Source organism: Streptomyces sp. NPDC104367, from assembly GCF_055583825.1.
This window is the reverse complement of sequence record NZ_JBVJND010000019.1, coordinates 100,806-117,902: the sequence shown is the minus strand read 5'-3', so window position 1 is coordinate 117,902 and position 17,097 is coordinate 100,806. Positions and strand designations below refer to the sequence as shown.

At 69.6% G+C, this 17,097-nt stretch carries 17 protein-coding genes; 15 read left to right on the top strand and 2 right to left on the bottom strand.

Annotated features, from left to right (window positions below; genetic code table 11):
* The first annotated feature begins 43 nt into the window (after window positions 1–43).
* From ACZ619_RS27175 to ACZ619_RS27155, 5 genes are all read left to right on the top strand, one after another.
* Window positions 44–1,399, top strand: coding sequence for a purine-cytosine permease family protein (locus ACZ619_RS27175; RefSeq protein WP_469604000.1), 1,356 nt, complete (start codon window positions 44–46; stop codon window positions 1,397–1,399).
* 47 nt (window positions 1,400–1,446) lie between these two features.
* Window positions 1,447–1,905 (top strand): RidA family protein, encoded by a 459-nt coding sequence (locus ACZ619_RS27170; protein WP_469603997.1) that lies wholly within the window; start codon window positions 1,447–1,449, stop codon window positions 1,903–1,905.
* 174 nt (window positions 1,906–2,079) lie between these two features.
* The gene (locus ACZ619_RS27165) at window positions 2,080–3,579 is read left to right on the top strand and encodes a 4-hydroxyphenylacetate 3-hydroxylase N-terminal domain-containing protein (protein WP_469603994.1); all 1,500 of its coding nucleotides are present in this window, start codon (window positions 2,080–2,082) and stop codon (window positions 3,577–3,579) included.
* Window positions 3,579–4,157, top strand: a complete 579-nt coding sequence (locus ACZ619_RS27160) for a flavin reductase family protein (RefSeq protein WP_469603992.1) — start codon at window positions 3,579–3,581, stop codon at window positions 4,155–4,157. The genes ACZ619_RS27165 and ACZ619_RS27160 overlap by 1 nt, the downstream gene beginning before the upstream one ends.
* A complete protein-coding gene (locus tag ACZ619_RS27155) occupies window positions 4,154–4,945 on the top strand; it encodes a cyclase family protein (RefSeq protein ID WP_469603989.1) in 792 nt (263 codons plus the stop codon). Before ACZ619_RS27160 ends, ACZ619_RS27155 begins: the two co-directional genes overlap by 4 nt.
* Before the next feature lie 24 nt (window positions 4,946–4,969).
* Here the strand turns inward: ACZ619_RS27155 and ACZ619_RS27150 are convergent, their stop codons facing one another.
* Entirely contained in the window at window positions 4,970–5,878 is a 909-nt protein-coding gene (locus tag ACZ619_RS27150; RefSeq protein WP_469603987.1) for a MerR family transcriptional regulator, read from the bottom strand.
* A 6-nt stretch (window positions 5,879–5,884) separates the two neighbouring features.
* On the opposite strand from ACZ619_RS27150, the gene ACZ619_RS27145 reads away from it, so the two are divergent.
* Complete coding sequence (locus ACZ619_RS27145; protein WP_469603985.1) at window positions 5,885–6,529, top strand: VOC family protein; 645 nt, start codon at window positions 5,885–5,887, stop codon at window positions 6,527–6,529.
* On the top strand, window positions 6,523–7,716 hold the full coding sequence (locus ACZ619_RS27140) for a M20 metallopeptidase family protein (RefSeq protein WP_469603982.1): 1,194 nt from the start codon (window positions 6,523–6,525) through the stop codon (window positions 7,714–7,716). The genes ACZ619_RS27145 and ACZ619_RS27140 overlap by 7 nt, the downstream gene beginning before the upstream one ends.
* Before the next feature lie 172 nt (window positions 7,717–7,888).
* Here the strand turns inward: ACZ619_RS27140 and ACZ619_RS27135 are convergent, their stop codons facing one another.
* The gene (locus tag ACZ619_RS27135) at window positions 7,889–8,536 is read right to left on the bottom strand and encodes a cysteine hydrolase family protein (RefSeq protein WP_469603980.1); all 648 of its coding nucleotides are present in this window, start codon (window positions 8,534–8,536) and stop codon (window positions 7,889–7,891) included.
* Window positions 8,537–8,744: 208 nt separating this feature from the next.
* On the opposite strand from ACZ619_RS27135, the gene ACZ619_RS27130 reads away from it, so the two are divergent.
* The 8 genes from ACZ619_RS27130 to ACZ619_RS27095 all read left to right on the top strand — a co-directional run bounded on the left by ACZ619_RS27130 (window position 8,745) and on the right by ACZ619_RS27095 (window position 17,086).
* Window positions 8,745–9,503 carry an IclR family transcriptional regulator gene (locus ACZ619_RS27130; protein WP_469603977.1) on the top strand — a complete coding sequence of 253 codons (759 nt, stop codon included), beginning with the start codon at window positions 8,745–8,747 and terminating at the stop codon, window positions 9,501–9,503.
* A 317-nt stretch (window positions 9,504–9,820) separates the two neighbouring features.
* Window positions 9,821–10,966, top strand: coding sequence for an acyl-CoA dehydrogenase family protein (locus tag ACZ619_RS27125; protein ID WP_469603974.1), 1,146 nt, complete (start codon window positions 9,821–9,823; stop codon window positions 10,964–10,966).
* Complete coding sequence (locus tag ACZ619_RS27120) at window positions 10,963–11,508, top strand: flavin reductase family protein (protein WP_469603972.1); 546 nt, start codon at window positions 10,963–10,965, stop codon at window positions 11,506–11,508. Before ACZ619_RS27125 ends, ACZ619_RS27120 begins: the two co-directional genes overlap by 4 nt.
* 5 nt (window positions 11,509–11,513) lie before the next feature.
* The gene (locus tag ACZ619_RS27115; protein WP_469603970.1) at window positions 11,514–12,260 is read left to right on the top strand and encodes an SDR family NAD(P)-dependent oxidoreductase; all 747 of its coding nucleotides are present in this window, start codon (window positions 11,514–11,516) and stop codon (window positions 12,258–12,260) included.
* Window positions 12,254–13,834, top strand: a complete 1,581-nt coding sequence (locus ACZ619_RS27110) for a sugar ABC transporter ATP-binding protein (protein WP_469603968.1) — start codon at window positions 12,254–12,256, stop codon at window positions 13,832–13,834. The genes ACZ619_RS27115 and ACZ619_RS27110 overlap by 7 nt, the downstream gene beginning before the upstream one ends.
* Window positions 13,821–14,852 (top strand): ABC transporter permease, encoded by a 1,032-nt coding sequence (locus ACZ619_RS27105; protein ID WP_469603967.1) that lies wholly within the window; start codon window positions 13,821–13,823, stop codon window positions 14,850–14,852. Before ACZ619_RS27110 ends, ACZ619_RS27105 begins: the two co-directional genes overlap by 14 nt.
* Window positions 14,853–14,910: 58 nt before the next feature.
* Window positions 14,911–16,056 (top strand): sugar ABC transporter substrate-binding protein, encoded by a 1,146-nt coding sequence (locus tag ACZ619_RS27100; RefSeq protein WP_469603964.1) that lies wholly within the window; start codon window positions 14,911–14,913, stop codon window positions 16,054–16,056.
* A gap of 112 nt (window positions 16,057–16,168) precedes the next feature.
* Window positions 16,169–17,086 (top strand): intradiol ring-cleavage dioxygenase, encoded by a 918-nt coding sequence (locus ACZ619_RS27095; protein WP_469603962.1) that lies wholly within the window; start codon window positions 16,169–16,171, stop codon window positions 17,084–17,086.
* The last annotated feature ends 11 nt before the right edge of the window (window positions 17,087–17,097 follow it).

The window sequence follows — 17,097 nt, the reverse complement described above, 5'->3', positions numbered from 1 at the left end:
GGCTGAACGATCCTCCTTGGTTGAGGACCTCACCATCCAACCCGTGCCGGAGTCTCGTCGCACCGGCAAGGCGAAGCACCTTTTCAGTGTCTGGTTCGGCGTTCAGATCATGCCGCTGACGCTCGTGACGGGGGTTCTCGGGCCCGGCGTCTTCCACCTGGGGCTGGCCGAATCCATCCTGGCCATCGTGATCGGCAACGCCGTCGGCGCCGTGTTCATGGCCCTGCACTCGGTCCAGGGCTCAAGGGTCGGCGTCCCGCAGATGATCCAGACGCGCGGCCAGTTCGGCATGTACGGCTCGCTGCTGGTCCTTGCGGTGGTCGTGCTGATGTACGTCGGCTTCCTGGCCTCCATCCTGATCCTGGCCCGAGACACCCTGCTGCAAGTGGCCACCGGACTGAACGGCTCGGTGGCACTGGTGGGGTGCGCGGCGCTCACCCTGCTGATCGTCGTCTTCGGATACGAAGCGATCCACCGGTTCAACCGTGTGCTCGTCTACCTGTTCGGGATCGCCGTGCTCCTGATGCTCGGCTACGTTCTCGCCGGCACCGGGGACGGTGTCCCGCACGACCTCGGGTTCTCGGGCACCGGATTCGCCGGGATGGTCTCGGCCGGAGCCGTATGGCAACTCGCCTACGCCCCCTATGTCTCCGACTACTCCCGCTATCTGCCCGTCGCGACCAGCTCCCGGAGCGCCTTCTGGTACACCTTCGGCGGCTCCGTCCTCGGCGCTGTCCCGGTGATGATGGTCGGCGCGATGCTCGTCAGCGTGGCAGGAGCGGACGGCTCGATCGCCGGCCTGAGCACACTGCTCCCCGGACCCGTCGAGGTCTTCGTCCTGCTCATGCTCTTCGCCGGCGCCATCGACGCGGCGGTCATCAACCTCTACGGCCCGTCGCTGTGCACGCTCACGCTCATCCAGACCTTTCTCCCCGCCTGGGAGCCCCGCGCAGCCGCCCGCAACGTCGTCGCCGTCCTCACCGTGATCGTCACCAGCGTGGTCGCCCTGCAGTTCGCCGACAACTTCCTGGTGAACTACTCCAACTTCATCTACCTGCTGATGGGGCTCCTCATCCCCTGGAGCGTCATCAACCTGGCTGACTACTACCTCGTCAAGAAGGGCGAGTACGACCCGCAGTCCTTCGTCGACGCCACCAAGGGCTACGGCCCGTTCAACATCCCCGCCGTCGTCACCTACGTACTCGGCTTCCTCGTCCAGCTGCCCTTCATGAACGGCGCCCTGGTCCAGGGCCCCATGGCCGAGACGCTCAACGGAGTCGACCTGTCCTGGGCGGTCGGATCCGTCGTGAGCTGCGCGCTCTACCTCGCTCTGATCAAGGCGCTGCCTGCACGTACCCCCGCCGGCGTGCCCGCTCCGCTGACCACCGAAGCCTCCTGACCCGCACCGCCGCACCGCACGCACTCTGCCGAGAGAGAGATCCCCACATGGCCAGTATGGAATGGTTCGACCCCAGCGGCGACGGCACCGATCGCCAGCGCCTGATGAACAGCACCTGGACGCATCACATGCCGACTCCCTTCTCCCAGGGCTGGCGGGTGGGAAACCTCGTCTTCACCGGCGGCCAGCTCTCGGCCGACGAGCACGGCAACGTCCTCGGTGAGGGCGACATCGAGACCCAGACCCGCAACGTGTTCACGTCGCTCACCGCCGTCCTGGAGGAGGCCGGGGCGACCTGGGACGACGTGGTCAAACTGAACACCTACTACTGCTTCGACGGCGAAGGCCCGGACGTCCAGGCCAACTGGGAAGCCATGACGCGAGTCCGCATGGAGTTCCTCCCCGAGCAGGGCCCGGCCGGTACCGGAGTCCGTGTGGCCGGCCTGATGTACGAGGGCTTCCTCATCGAGGCCGAGGCGGTCGCCGTCCTGCGCGACCGCCCCTGACCTTCCCGTCCCGCACAGCACTTCGGCGGCCCGGCACGGACACCCTCGCGCGTCCTGCCCGGCCCGTGCCCAGCCAGTGCCGCCGGCGACCAGCGCCGGCACCGATCCTGCCGCATCGCGGCAACGCCCCAGCACAGGTGTCGAACCCGCGGCACTCCAGCAAGGAGATGAGCAATGACCACCACGCCCGACACGGCGACCGACTTCCAGCGACTGCGTATCGACAAGGTCACCGACCAGATACACGCCTCCGGCGGGCACCTGCTGACCGGCGAGCAGTACAAGACCTCGCTGCGCGACGGCCGGCGCATCATCGACTCGCAGGGCCAGGACATCGAGGACGTCACCGCCCACCCCGACCTGCGCGCCGTGAACAAGATCGCCGAGATCCAGGACGCCCAGTTCGACCCCGCCCTGCGAGACGCGCTGACCTACGTGGGCGAGGACGGCGGGCGCCGCGCGATCGGCTGGCAGGTGCCGCGGACCAGGGACGACCTGCTGGCCAAGCGTGAGGCCACCCGTCTCATCACCCAGCGCACCATGGGCATGTTCGGCCGGCCCAACGACTACGGCGCGATGATGGCGCTCGGCTTCCTCTCCACCATCGACCGCATCGAGGCGGAAGACCCCGAGTTCGCCCAGAACATCCGCGACTTCGTCAAGCTGTCCGGCGACTACAACCTGCTCAGCACCGACCTCATCGCCGACCCCCAGTCGGACAAGAACATCCCCCGCAACGAACGCCCCTCCCAGCTGCGGATCGTCGAGGACCGCCCCGACGGCATCGTCCTCACCGGTGCCAAGGTCGCCGGCAGCATCGGCTCGCTCGCCCACTTCTTCACCCTCTCCACCACCCTCGGCGGCGGCGTCGGTCCCGAGGCGGCGATCTGGGCGGCCATCCCGGTCAACTCTCCCGGCCTGTCGCTGATCCTGCGCGAGTCGACCGCGAGGATGAACACCCCGCGCGCCGACCACCCGCTCGACCACGCCGGCGAGGAACTCGACCAGACGATCATCTTCGACAACGTCTTCGTCCCCCGCGAATACGTCTTCAGCAAGTACAACCTGGGTCTGCTGGACCTGTACTACGAGAGCTGCGCCTACTCGCTGTGGTCGGTGATGACCCGGCTGGCCTTCCGCGCCGAGATCTTCGCCGGCGTCGCCCAGGTCATCACCGAGATGCTGGGCACCGACAAGATCCCCGGCGTCCAGGCCGCCGTCGCCGACGTGACGATGTACGCCCAGACGCTGAAGGCGTACTCCCTCGCGACGATCCACGAGTCGGTCGAGTGGTGCGGCCTCCAGGTCCCCAACCCGGATCTGACCACGGCCGGCCGCCTGTACTCCATCGAGAACTACCCGCGCATCATGCACATCCTGCGCGACCTGTGCGGACAGGCCCTCATCGCCCGCTGGCCCGAGAAGGTCTGGGACCACCCCGAGTTCGGGCCGCGCATGGAGTCCTTCTTCCCCGGCACCGGCAACACCGCCCGGGAGAAGAACACCTTCTTCAACTTCGTCTGGGACCTCACCAGCGGCGCCCACGCCGGTCGGGTGGCCCTCTTCGAGAACGTCAACGCCACGCCGCCGGCCTTCGTGCGCCACCTGGTCTACTCCAAGACCGACCGGTCCGCCGCGGCCCGCCTGGTCCGCGACTACGTCGGCGTCGAGTGATGACCGCACAGCCCACCGAGGCCCGCTCCCCGGTCCTGCGCCACGCGGGACCGGGCGACCGGCCCTGCATCGAGGTGGACGTCTTCGCCTCCTGCATGCGCCGGCTCGGAGCCGGCGTGGTCATCGTGACCTCGTTCGTGGACGGCCGGCCCTGGGGACTGACCCTCAGCTCCTGCTCCTCCTTCTCCGCCCGGCCCGCCCGGCTGTCGCTGTCCATCACCAAGACCAACGTGACGGCCCAGTACATCCGCGAGCACGAGTCGTTCGGCGTCGCGATCCCGGGATCGGACCAGGAAGCCCTGGCCTCCAGCCTGGCCCGGCCCGGGCAGTCCAAGTTCATCCACGACTCCTGGCTCGGCCGGCCCGGCGCCGCACTCGGCCTCCCCGGCATCCGCAACGCCCTGATCAACATGGAGTGCCGGGTCGTCTTCCACGTGGAAGCCGTCGACCACCTCCTGGTCGTCGCGGACATCGTCTCCGCCGACGTCACCAGCGAGGCGGAGCCCGCACCCCTCATGTACTTCGACCGCAACTTCGGGTCCTTCGCGGCCCCCATCCACGAGGAAGGCGCAGCATGAACTCCGTCAACGGCTCCACGGACCAGAAGGACAAGGTCCAGGTTCCGGTTCTGGGCGGCCACCTGCTGGAACAGCGCAAGAAGCTGGTCGACCTGACCCGCCCGCTGTACGAGGGCATGCCCATGTGGTTCGGCCACCAGAGGACCTTCACCCCGGTCAACCAGACCCACGAACAGTTCAAAGAGCAGTACGGCACCTCCGAGGGCTTCTACGCCCGGAACCTGATCATCAGCGAGCATGCCGGCACGCACGCCGACGCCACCATCGAGTACGACCCCGACGGCAGCACCATCGACAACACGCCGCTCGCCTACTACTACGGGTCGGCCGTCTGCCTGGACCTCTCCCACGTCACCTTCCGCGACCCCGACCCGGAGCGGGTCGGATACGCCGGCCCCGACGACGTGAAGGCGGCCGAGGAGAAGCTGGCCGCCGCGGGCGAGGAGATCCGGCCGGGCGACATCGTCCTGGCGTGGTTCGACTACGGCGACCGCTACTTCCCGAGCAAGCGCTACATCGAGCAGAACCCGGGATTCTCCTGGGACGGCGCCGAGTACCTGGCGCGCAAGGGCGTCGTGAACATCGGCACCGACTGCGCGGCGATCGACAACAGCCTCGACACCGGGTTCAGCGGTCACATGGTCTGCCGGAAGTACGGGCTGGTGAACACCGAGCACCTCGCGAACCTGGGCGGACTGGTCAACCAGAGGTTCGACTACTACGGGCTGCCGCTCAACATCACCGGCGGAACAGGGTCACCGATCAGGGCGGTCGCCATCCTGGACTGACGGCGGACGGCGCGGTCGTGCGGGTCAGAACGACGGAGGCGTATTGACCCACACGACCCGCGCCGTCACCGTGCCGCGGTTCTCGTAGGTGTGCGGGCGGGTGCTGGCGAACGTCATGGAATCGCCGGCGCCCAACCGGCAGGACTCGATGCCGTCGAGCGTGATGTCGATCTGGCCCTCCACGACGGTCAGGAAGTCCTCACCCTCGTGACTCATCGGCTCGCCGCTTCCGCACCCCGGTTCCACCGTGACCATCTGCGACTGCAGCACCGTCGAGGACTTGTACAGGTTCTCCACCGTCACACCCGGGGTGCCGAACGGCAGGGCGATGCGTTCGTCGCTGCGGACAACCATCTGATTGTCCGCGCTCGACACTCCCAGCAGGTCAGGGGTCGTCGTGCCCAGGGCATGCGCGATCTGCGTCAGCTTGCCGATGCTGGGCTGGCTCACACCCCGCTCGAAGGCGCTCAGCGTGGAGGCACTGATCCCGATCTTCTCGGACAAGGCACGCAGACTCATCTTCTGCCGCCTGCGCAGCGCGTTGACCCGCTGCCCCAGCGAAGGCCCCAGGACCTCGGGCACATCGTCCGCGGTCCCGTCCTCCTGCTGGAGCAGCCGCCGCAGCCCCACCATGGTCATGTTCTTGCTGTCGAGGTGGCGCCGGATCCGCTCCAGGCGCTTGACGTCCTGCATCGAGTACTGCCGCTGCCCCGATGCCGTACGCCGGGGAGTGATCAACTCCTGTTGTTCCCACAACCGCAACCGTGAGGTGGTGACGCCCACGAGCGAGGCAACATGCCCGATCTTCAAGATGGGCGCCGACGCCGCGTCGGTCCCGGGCCTGGTCTCCACATCCGGCAACACCGTGTTGATCCCTTCTGGTAAGGAAAGCGAAATCCGGAAATGCGCGAATGGCATGTCTCTGTCGATCATATAGTGATGGCGACGCCCGACTTGAAGAAAGCCGCACACTCTGTACGCTCCCGGCTCGGCCTGGAAGTCCGTCCGGGCGGCGTGCACCAGGGCGTCGGCACCGAGAACCTCATCGTGCCGCTGGGACACGGCTACCTCGAACTGGTCACTGTCGTGGACGCCGCCCTGGCCAGTGCCACACCGTTCGGCCGCCTGGTCTCCGCACGCCTCACGGAACCCACCATGCCTGCGCTCTGGTCCGCTCCGCAGGCGCCCTCGTTCGCCGTGCCCGACGGCATGTCCACTCAGCATCTGCGGCGCGGCACGGTCGCGGTAGACCTGTTCGGCGTCGACGAGGTCGTCCGGGCCGGACACCTTCCCTTCCTGCTCCACCGCGGTGCCGACCAGCCCTCGCCAGGAGCCCTGGCCGCCACGCCCGGGGACGGAGGGAGGACCCCGGTGGGCATCCAGGCGCTCACTGTGCGCACGGCGTCCTCTCCGCCACGCCCGGGCCTGGACCGCCTGCGGGAAGGAGCACTGCCCGGGGACACAGCCGTCACCTTCGAGCCGGCTGCAGCCGCGAACGACGGCGGCGGAGTGACGGGATTCCGTCTCGCCTGGTCCGACGGAACATCGACCTACGTCGAACTCGGTGAGGTGGTCTCGTGGTGACACCGCAGCTCCCGTCGATCGTCGGACACCGGCGCTGGTTCCACCGGCACCCCGAGGTGGGCCTGGACCTGCCTCGGACCCAGGCCTACCTCCTCGACGCGCTGACGGCCGCCGGCATCGAGATCCACACCGGCCGCCGCCAGACCTCCGTCGCCGCCGTCGTCCGCGGCGGGCGCGTGAACCGGGCCGCGGGGCGCGATGTGCCGACCCTGCTGGTCCGGTCCGACATGGACGCGCTGCCCCTGGCCGAGGAGACGGGCCTGGAGTGGGCCGCCACAGGCTCCGCCATGCACGCCTGCGGGCACGACTGCCACATGGCGGTCGTGCTGGAGGCGGCCCTGGAGACCCACCGCAACGCCGCCGGCCTCGGGGTGGACTGCGTCTTCTTCTTCCAGCCCGGTGAAGAAGGCCACGGAGGTGCCGAACTGGCCCTTGCCGAAGGTCTCCTTGAGGTCTCGGGAACGACCCCGGCAGCGGCCCTCGGATTCCACGTCCTCGCGCACCTGCTCGCACCCGGCCAGGTCGCCTCCCGCGCCGGCAGCGTGATGGCCGGCTCCACCCTCGTGGACGTGACCTTCCGGGGACAGGGCGGCCACGGGTCGGCACCTCATCTGGCACGCAGCGCGCTGACCGCGGCGGCCGCCTTCATCGGCGAGATGAGCGCCGCGATGCACCAGCAGACCGACATGTTCGATCCGTCCGTGCTGAGCTTCGGGTCGCTCCACGCAGGCGAGGCCCGCAACGTCCTGCCGGACAAGGCGGTGGCCGGCGGCGTCCTGAGGACCTTCTCCTCCGAGGTCGAACAGGCGGTGCGGATCCTGGTCCAGCGCGTGGCGAACGGCATCGCGTCCGCCCACGGTGCCGAAGCCCACGTCGCCTTCCGCAGGGACACCATTCCGGTGGTGAGCGATCCCCGGGAACTGGAAGTTGTCGAGGAGGTCCTGCGCCACAGCGGACGGGACCTCGTCCGGCTGGAGCGGCCGATCAGCATCTCCGAGGACTTCTCATGGGTCCTCGACCGGGTGCCGGGAGCGTTTCTCCTGATCGGCGCGGCCGTCCGGGAGGGCGGGGACCTTCCCGCCAACCACTCGCCCAGGGCGCTCTTCAGCGACGACGTCCTCGCCGGCACCACTGAACTGATCGTGTCGTGGATACGTCACCGAGGAGCAGCCCTGGAATCGGTCTGAGAACCCACCCCGCCCGCACGCCCCTGCGACGGTTCCTCGTCGACGGCGGCGACGAGGGCCGCTCGGAAGCCGGCCCGGTGCGGCGCCGCGGAGCGGTCCGGCGCCCCGGGCCTGCCCAACAGCACCTCCGGGGCCGGGAAGCGGCCCTCGGGAGGTGCGGCGGGAGCCGGCGTCAGTCTCGGTGCGCGTGGTCGGCGGCGCGGACGAGCCGGGTCTCGATCTCGGTCGTGTCGGCCGCCCAGCCCAGGAGGCGGAAGGTGGCCAGGGTCGCCTGGTGGGCCTGCTGATCGGCGGCGGCGCAGGCGTCGGAGGCGATGATCGTGCGGTAGCCCAGGTTCACGGCGTCTCGGGCGCTTCCCTCGACGGTGACGTTGGTCGCCACTCCCGTCACGATCACGTTCCGGACGCCGCGGGTGCGCAGCACCAGTTCGAGCTCGGTGCCCAGGAAGGCGGAGATCCTGGCGTGGCTGAAGACCGGTTCCCCCGGCCGTGGGGCGAACTCGGGGATGATCTCCGTGCCGGGGTTCCCCTCCTGAAGGGCCTGTGTCTTCGCGACTTCCTCGAAGAGGGCGCAGTTGTCGATCAGGTCGGGGTAGCCGGGCCGGTACGCCGCGCGGGCGTGGACGACCAGCACTCCGTGTGAGCGTGCGAGCGCGAGCAGCTCCGCGCCGTGCCGGACGACGTCCCCGCCCTCGATCTCGTCCGCGAAGGAGGCGCCGAAGGGGCCGGACCGATCGACGATGTCGTGCTGCCAGTGAACGTTGAGCAGCGCCGTCGATCGCGGATCGAGCGGGGGAAGCGTGTTGATGGCATCGGTCACCGAGGGGCTCCGTTGTGACGAATGGCTGCTGATGTCGCCCGCGATGCGGTCGCGCCGTCTCGTATGGCGGCGGAATATGAACGTAACTTTCCAGCGGCCGGGACACAAGGGGCGTGGGGGAACCGCGTACCTCCGTCTGTATGGTGTGATCACGACAACGAGTGCAGGGGTTCGCCCGGACGGCGGAACGGCCGGTATGGTGCGGCTCATGGCAGGTCTGGAGTCCACCAACGGTGTGCAGGTGATCGCGCGTGCGGCTCAGCTGCTGCGGGTCCTCGAGGTCGAACCGTTCGGGCTGAGTCTGACAGAGCTGGCCGAGCGGGTCGGCCTCCCCCGCTCGACGGTGCATCGTATCGTCAACGCCCTGATCACCGAGGAGTTCCTGGCCGCGGGCACCCTGCCCGGCCAGGTGGTGATCGGGCCGGTCTTCGCGCGGATGGCCGCGGCCGGGACGACCGAGCTGTGGCGCCCCGTCGAGCCGTACATGAGGCTCCTGTCCGAGCAGCTCGGGGAGACCGTCGACTGCGCGATCAAGGACGGCAGCCGGGTGCGCGTGCTGCACGTGATCCCGACGACCTCGCACACCCTGCGCGCGATCGCCGAGACGGGGCAGAGCTTCCCCCTGCACTGCAGCGCGAAGGGCAAGGCCATCCTGGCCGCCCACAGCGAGGAGGCCGCGCTCGCCATGCTGCCCTCGACGCTGGAACGGCTCACGCCGAGCACGCTCACGGAGCGCGCGGAGCTGGCGGCGGATCTCGCCGCCATCCGGGCGGCGGGCATCGCGTACAGCCGCGAGGAGTCGGCGATCGGGGTCAGCTGCGCCTCGATCGCGCTGTGGTCCGCCGCCGGCGTCCCGCTCGCCGTCTCCGTCGTCGTGCCGTCGCAGCGCTTCGGCCTCGTCGAGGCGAAGATCACCGAGGCCCTGCTGGCCGTGCGGCGCGATGCCGAGGGTCTCCGCCACGGCTGACGTCTCCGACTGATTTCCGACTGATTTCCGACTGACCAGCGCCCTGCGCGGACGGGTTTGTGACCCGTTCGCTCAGGGCGCCTTCGGTATGCCTGACGGGTGGTCAACCACCCTCTCCATAAGCGCCATTCAGCGCTTCAGACCCAGGAAACCGCCTCGAATGCCGTGAGCCGGTCGTAGGCGGATGACACACGCAGGTCTTGACGCTGCCCGCAATGCAGTCTAGAAATTCCGCCATGCGGGCAGCAACGTGCTCGTAACACCGCGACAACGTGAGACCGCAGCGCGTCTGCCGGTCTCGCCCGGGGAAGAGGGCCATGACTGACGTCGAGAGGAATGACGAACACGCCGTGCGTGCGGATCTGATGGGGTCCGTCGCCAAGGTGCGCGACGTCCTCATCCGTACGGCGAGCGAGTCCGAGGAGGTGAGACATCTCGTCCCCGAGGCCGTCGAAGCACTGGCCGACGTGGGGCTGCTCAGGATGAAGCCGGTCCGGGAGCTCGGTGGCACCGAGGCTTCGCCCGCGACACAGATGCTGGTCCTCGCGGCGATCGCCGAGATCGACGTGTCGACCGCCTGGAACGTCATGGTCAACAACAACAGCGCCGGCTTCATGAGCTCGTTCCTGACCGACGAGGGTGTCGAAGAGGTCTTCGCGGACGGCGTCCCCATCGCCGCCGGAGTGACACCGGCCACCGGCCGCGCCCGGAAGGTCACGGGCGGCTACGTCTTCGACGGGCGGTGGAAGACCTGCAGCGGCGTCCGCCAGTCCTCGTGGGTCCGGCTGTGCGGCACGCTCGACGAGGGGCCCGGCACGACGGTGCACGGGGTCGTCCCGCAGTCCGATGTGGAGATCCACGACACCTGGCACGTCCTCGGACTGCGCGGCACCGGCAGCTACGACGTCTCGCTCAGCGAGTACTTCGTGCCCGACCACCGGATCGTGCCGACCGAGACGCGGCTGCGGGGCGGCCCGCAGTACCGGCTGGGCGGCGTCGCGAAGGCCGCCTACGAGCACACCGGGATCGCGCTGGGCATCGGCCGGCGGTCGCTGCGCGAACTGGCGACGCTCGCGGACCGGCGCGGCCGGCCCGACCACGTCGTCTCCGACCTCGGGCGGCTGAGCATGGCCTTCGACGCCGCCGAGGCGCTCGCGGTCTCCGTGCAGGAGCACGCCTACGAGGTCCTGGCCGACGACACCGCCGACGTCACCCGGCCCGGCAGCGAAGGCCTGGCCGTCGCGACCCACGTCACCGAGGTCGCCCTGGAATGCGCGCACACGGCCTTCCGGCACGCGGGTACGTCGGGTCTGTACCTGCCGAACTCGTTCGAGCGCTTCCTGCGCGACGTCCACGCGGCCGGACAGCACATCGCCGTCTCGCCCGGCAACTACCGCCTGCTCGGCTCGTGCCTCGTCGCCCCGGAGCCGCAGCCCGCGAGCGTGGGACAGGCGTCGGCGTGACGATCGAACTCGACGACGCGGCGGCACTGGCCGCCGACCCGAGGTCGCTGCGCGGCGTCTACGGACAGTTCCCGACCGGGGTCATGGCCATGTGCGCCATGCACGACGGCGACCCCGTCGGCTTCGCCGTGAGCTCGTTCAACACGGTCTCGGTCGAGCCACCGCTGGTCTCGGTCTGCGTACAGCAGGGCTCGTCCACCTGGTCCCTCCTGGCGGCCAGCCCGCGGATCGGGCTGTCGGTCCTCGCCGCGGACCAGGAGGTGCTGTGCCGCAACCTGGCCCGGCGCGGCCGGTTCGACCGGCTCAGCGGGGCCGGCTGGTCGGCCACCCGCAACGGCGCCGTCCTCATCGCCGGCGCCGCCGCCTGGCTCGAGTGCAACATCCACGACGTCGCGACCTACGGCGACCACGAACTCGTGGTCCTGCGGGTGCGACGGCACCGCGCGAACGAGGACGTCGCGCCCCTGGTCTTCCACGCCAGCGGCTTCCGCGGCCTCGGCGCCCTGCCCCTGACTCCCGAGAAAGGCTCCGCTCGACGATGACGAACATGACTGGGAAGGTCGTCCTGATCTCCGGGGCGGGCAGCGGCATCGGGCGCGCCACGGCGGTGCGCTTCGCCGAGGCCGGCGCCCGGGTCGGCATCACCGATCTGGACAAGGACGCCCTGGACGAGACGGCGCGGCTGCTCGCCCCCGACCTGTCGGCGGCGGTGTCCGGAGACATCTCCGACGCGGCCACGATCGACGAGCTCGCGACCACCGCGGTCGAACGGTTCGGCCGCATCGACGGGCTCGTGAACAACGTCGGCATCCTGATCCCGCAGTCGCTGATGGAGACCACCGTCGCCGACTTCGACAAGATCATGCACGTCAACTGCCTCTCGCAGCTGCTCGCGATCCAGCGCGTCGTGCCCGAGATGCGGAAGTCCGGGGGAGGGGCGATCGTCAACGTCTCCTCCATCGGCGGCCTCGTCGCCCTCCCGGGCGTGGGCGTGTACGGCGCCTCGAAGTCCGCGGTGATCGGGCTGACCCGGTCGGCCGCGGCCGAGCTCGCTCCCGACATCCGGGTCAACGCGATCTGTCCGGGCGGCGTCGACACCGCCATGGCCGCCGGGCACATCGCCAGCTTCGAGGACCGCGACGAGGCGATCCGGCTGCTGACCGGCCGTCAGATGATGCCGCGCCTCGCCCGCCCGGAGGAGATCGCCCACGTGGCGCTGTTCCTGACGAGCGACCAGGCCTCCTTCATGACCGGTGCCGTGGTACCGGTCGAGGCAGGACACTCCGCATGGTGACGGCGGCGGACGCGACGACGGTCCCGAGGCTGTCGATCACGAACGCGTCGAAGACCTTCGGACGTGTCCGCGTGCTGCACGACGTCGCCCTGGACGTCCTGCCGGGCGAGATCCACGGACTCGTCGGCCAGAACGGCTCCGGCAAGTCCACCCTCATCAAAGTGCTTTCCGGCGTGCACGCGCCGGACGAGGGAGCCGACATCCGCGTCGACGGTGCCGCCGTCGCCATGCCGGTGTCGGCCCGCGAACTGCAGAAGCACGGCGTCGCCTTCGTGCACCAGGAACTCGGCCTCGACCTGGACGCCAGCGTCGTCGAGAACATCCGGGTCGGCCGCTACGCGGCCGGCCGGGTCACCCGCCGCATCAGCTGGCGCGACGAGGCGACGCACGCGGTACGGGCACTGGCCGCGCTCGGCGCGACCTCGATCAACCCGTACACGACGGTCCGCACGCTCCGCCACGCCGAGCGGGCCAGCGTCGCGATCGCCCGCGCACTGCAGGGCATCGAACCGGGCACCGGTCTCATCGTCCTCGACGAGTCCACGCAGTCCCTTCCGCGCGACATCCTGCACGAGCTGTACGCCCAGGTGCGGGCCATCGCGGCATCGGGAACCTCCGTGCTCATGGTCAGCCACCGACTGGACGAGGTCCTCGCGCTCTGCTCCAGGGTCACCGTGCTGGAGGACGGGCGGGCCACCGTCGTCGGCCAGCTGACCGAGGGCCTGGACGAGGCCGACCTCACCCGGCTCATCCTGGGCAGGTCCGCCGCGGCGTACCAGGGCACGGAGAAGCTCAAGGAAGGCGGCGCGGGACGCGGCGAGGAAGTGCTCACCGCCGTCGACCTGACCGGCTCCGGCCTCAAGGGCGCCTCGTTCCGGATGTTCGCCGGCGAGGTCGTCGGCGTCATAGGAACGAGCGACTCCGCCTACGACGCCCTGCCCTACGTGCTCACCGGCTCCAAGAGCGGATCGCAGGGGACCCTCCGGATCGACGGAGCCGAACTGGTGGTGCGCTCGCTGAGCCCCGCCACGGCGATGAGGTCCGGCCTGTGCCTGGTGCCCGGCAGCCGGCTCGGCCAGGGACTGGCCGCGGACATGACCGCGCTGGAGAACCTCACCCTCCCGCGGCTGCACACGAAGGGCGGCCGGACCCGGCTGCGACGCCAGTGGCAGCTCGCCGAGTTCGCCGACGCCGTCCGGTCACTGGGCCTCTCGCCCCCCGACCCCGACCTGCGCCTGGGCAGCTTCAGCGGCGGCAACCAGCAGAAGCTCCTGCTGGCCAAGTGGCTGGGGAACAAGCCCCGCGTCCTGGTGGTGCACGAACCGACGCAGGCCGTCGACGTCGGCGCCCGGCAGCAGATCCTGCGCGAGCTGCGCCGCCAGGCCTCGCAGGGAGTCGCGGTCCTGGTGTCCTCGCTCGAGACCACCGACCTCGCCGCCGTCTGCGACCGCGTGCTCGTCATGCGGGACGGCCGGATCGTGCGCGAGCTGACCGATGCGGAACTCGAGCCGCACACCATCATCGACGCGGTTTACACCGGTATCAGCTTGGAGATCGCCCATGCCGCAGATTGACACCGAGAGCGCCGCGGACGGCGTCGACACGTCGCAGCCGCCGGACTTCCCCCGGCCCCGGCTGATCACCCTGGGCTCGATCAGCGGCCGGTTCGCCGTCGTCGGCCTCTGGGCCCTGCTCGCCGCCTTCTACGCGGTGCTGCGGCCGGATTCCTTCCTCCAGCCGGGAATGTTCCGGGCGATCTTCGGATCGCAGCAGGGACAGGCGCTGATCTTCCTCGGACTCGCGCTGATCGCCGTCTTCGTCGTCGGCGAGTTCGACCTGTCCATCGCCTCCAACCTCGGTCTGGCGGCGACGATCGTCCCCGTCCTCGCCGTCCTCCACGGATGGCCGGTGCCCGCCGCGGTCGCGGTCGCGGTGGCGGCCTCCGTCCTCGTCGGCGTCATCAACGGGCTCGTCGTCGTCAAACTCGGGATCAACGCCATCGTCGTCACCCTCGGCATGGCCACCCTGCTCCTCGGGCTCGCGCTGCTCATCTCGCATTCGAACACCATCAGCGGAATGAGCGCCGCCACGGCGGCGGTCACGAACACGACGCTGCTCGGCCTGCCGCTCGTGTTCTACTACGCGCTCGCGACCTCGATCGCGGGGTTCTACATCCTCACGTTCACCCCGCTCGGCCGGCACATGCGGTTCGTCGGCTCCAACCCCGAGGTCGCACGCCTCGCGGGCATCCCGGTCGCCGGCGTCCGCATCGGCGCCTACGCGGTGTCGGGGCTGCTGTCCGGCGTCGGCGGCGCACTCCTCGTCGTGGGCCTCGGCAGCTACGACCCCTCCAGCTCGGGCTCGTTCCTCCTGCCGACGTTCTCGGCCGTGTTCCTCGGGACGGCCATCGTGCAGCCCGGCCGGTTCAACCCGCTGGGCATGGTCATCGCCGTCTACTTCCTGCAGACGGGCATCCTCGGGCTCCAGATCCTCGGCTTCACCGGCTGGGTCAGCGACGTCTTCTACGGCGCCGCGCTGATACTCGCCGTCACCGTTTCGACGCTCGTGCTCCGCCGGTCCCAGCAGGGCTGAAGGAGATGTCGGGCCGGCCCCGCCCGGTGCGCCGGCCAGCTACGAAAGGATCAGAAAGATGTACAGAAGGAGCGGTAGACGCGCGGCGTTCTCCGCGACGGCCGTCGCCATCGCCCTCACCGTCGCCGGCTGCGGGTCCTCGCAGGACACCACCGCCAAGAGTTCCGGTCACGACCCGGCGGGCGTCACCCACGCCGAGCAGCAGATCGCGAAGTACACCAAAGCCACCGAGGGGTACATCCCGACCGAGAAGCTCAGCGACCCCGCGGCGCTGAAGACCAAGAAGGTCATGTACATCCCCGCCGTGGCCTCGGTGCCCTTCTTCGTCACCAGCTGGAAGGCGCTCAAGTCCGCGTTCCGGGCCGCCGGTGTCCAGGTCGACATCTGTGACGCCCAGGCCAACCCGGCGACGATGTCCGCGTGTCTGGACCAGGCCGTCAACGGGGGCTACACGGGGATCATCATCGACTCGATCTCCCCGACGATCGCGCAGCAGTCCTACCAGAAGGCGCTGAACGCGAAGATACCCGTCGTCCTGGGCACCCTTCCGCTGCCGGCGAACTCCCCGTCCACCGTGGTCACGGTCGGACCCGAGCCCAACCTCCCCGTGGAGCTGGCGGCCGACGCCATCATCGCCGAGTCCAAGGGCAAGGCCAAGGTCGTCGCCACGGAGATCACGGACAGCGACTCGACCAAGTCCCGTTACGAGGCCGGCATGAAGGAGTTCTCCACCTACTGCCCGGGCTGCCAGGTCACGACCGTCGAGACGAAGTCCGCCGAGACGCAGCAGCTGCCGTCGAAGGTCAGCGCCGCGATCCTCGCCCACCCCGGCGTCGACTACCTGATGCCCGAGTTCTCGAACATCGCCGACGCCACCTCCCAGGGCGCGACGGATGCCGGCAACGGCACCGTTCCCGCGTCCACCGCCGCCACGACCCTCAGCGACCTCCAGAACCTGGCGGCGAAGAAGAGCCTGTTCACGACGGTCGGCTGGGACGTCGTGCGCACCTCCTGGAACGAGGCCGACGTACTGATGCGCCTCATGACCGGCCAGAAGGTCGACGCCACGAAGTACCTCTCGCCGGTGCGTGTCTTCAACGCCGATAACGTGAAGTCGCTCGACATCAGCCAGGCCGGCTGGGACGACAGCAACTGGTTCGGCGGAGACGGCTACCAGGCCAAGTACCGGGCCCTGTGGAAGTAGTCCGGACGGTGTGGCGCTCGCGGCGAGCGCCACACCGCGGAACCGCCCGACCAGGCGGTGCGGGAGACGGCGCGCGAAGGCGCCGGTCACCGGTCAGTACGAAGGAGACACGATGGAACGGTTCAGCGAAGAGCGCTCGGAGCACGTGGTGGCCGAGAGCTTCGCCGACACCCCGGACCCGCGCCTGCAGAAGGTGCTGACCTCGCTGGTGCGGCACCTGCACGCCTTCGTGAAGGAGGTGGACCTCACCACGGAGGAGTGGGAGGCGGGCATCGACTTCCTCACCCGCACCGGGCAGAAGTGCGACGACGTGCGGCAGGAGTTCGTCCTGCTCTCCGACGTCCTGGGCGTCTCCATGCTGGTGGAGACGGTCAACCACCGGACGGGGGGCGCCTCGACCGAGTCGACGGTCCTCGGCCCGTTCCACATGGTGGAGTCCCCGCCCCGCGAACTCGGCGCGGACATCGCCCTGGACGGCAAGGGAGAACCCTGCCTGGTCACCGGCCGGGTGACGGGACCCGGCGGCCGGCCGCTGGCCGGCGCCCTGGTCGACGTCTGGCAGGCCAACGCCGACGGCTTCTACGACGTGCAGCAGCCCGGCCTCCAGCCCGAGCTGAACCTGCGCGGCCTGTTCACCACCGACGAGGACGGACGCTTCTGGTTCCGGTCGGTCCTGCCCCGCTACTACCCGATCCCCGTCGACGGCCCGGTCGGTGAACTGCTCACGGCGACCGCACGGCACCCCAACCGGCCGGCACACGTGCACTTCATCGTCGCCGCCGACGGCCATCTCCCGGTCACCACGCACCTCTTCGTCGACGAGAGCCCCTACCTGGACTCCGACGCGGTCTTCGGCGTCAAGGACAGCCTCGTCCGCGGCTTCCCCCTCGTCGACGACCCGGAGCGCGCCGGCGAGGCCGGTGTCGCCAACCCGTTCCGCACGGTCCACTTCGATGTCGCCCTGCTGCGCGACGACCGGGCCCCGCACTCCACCGGGCCGGCGGTCCGGACCGGGGCCGGCACACCATGACGGCGCGGCGA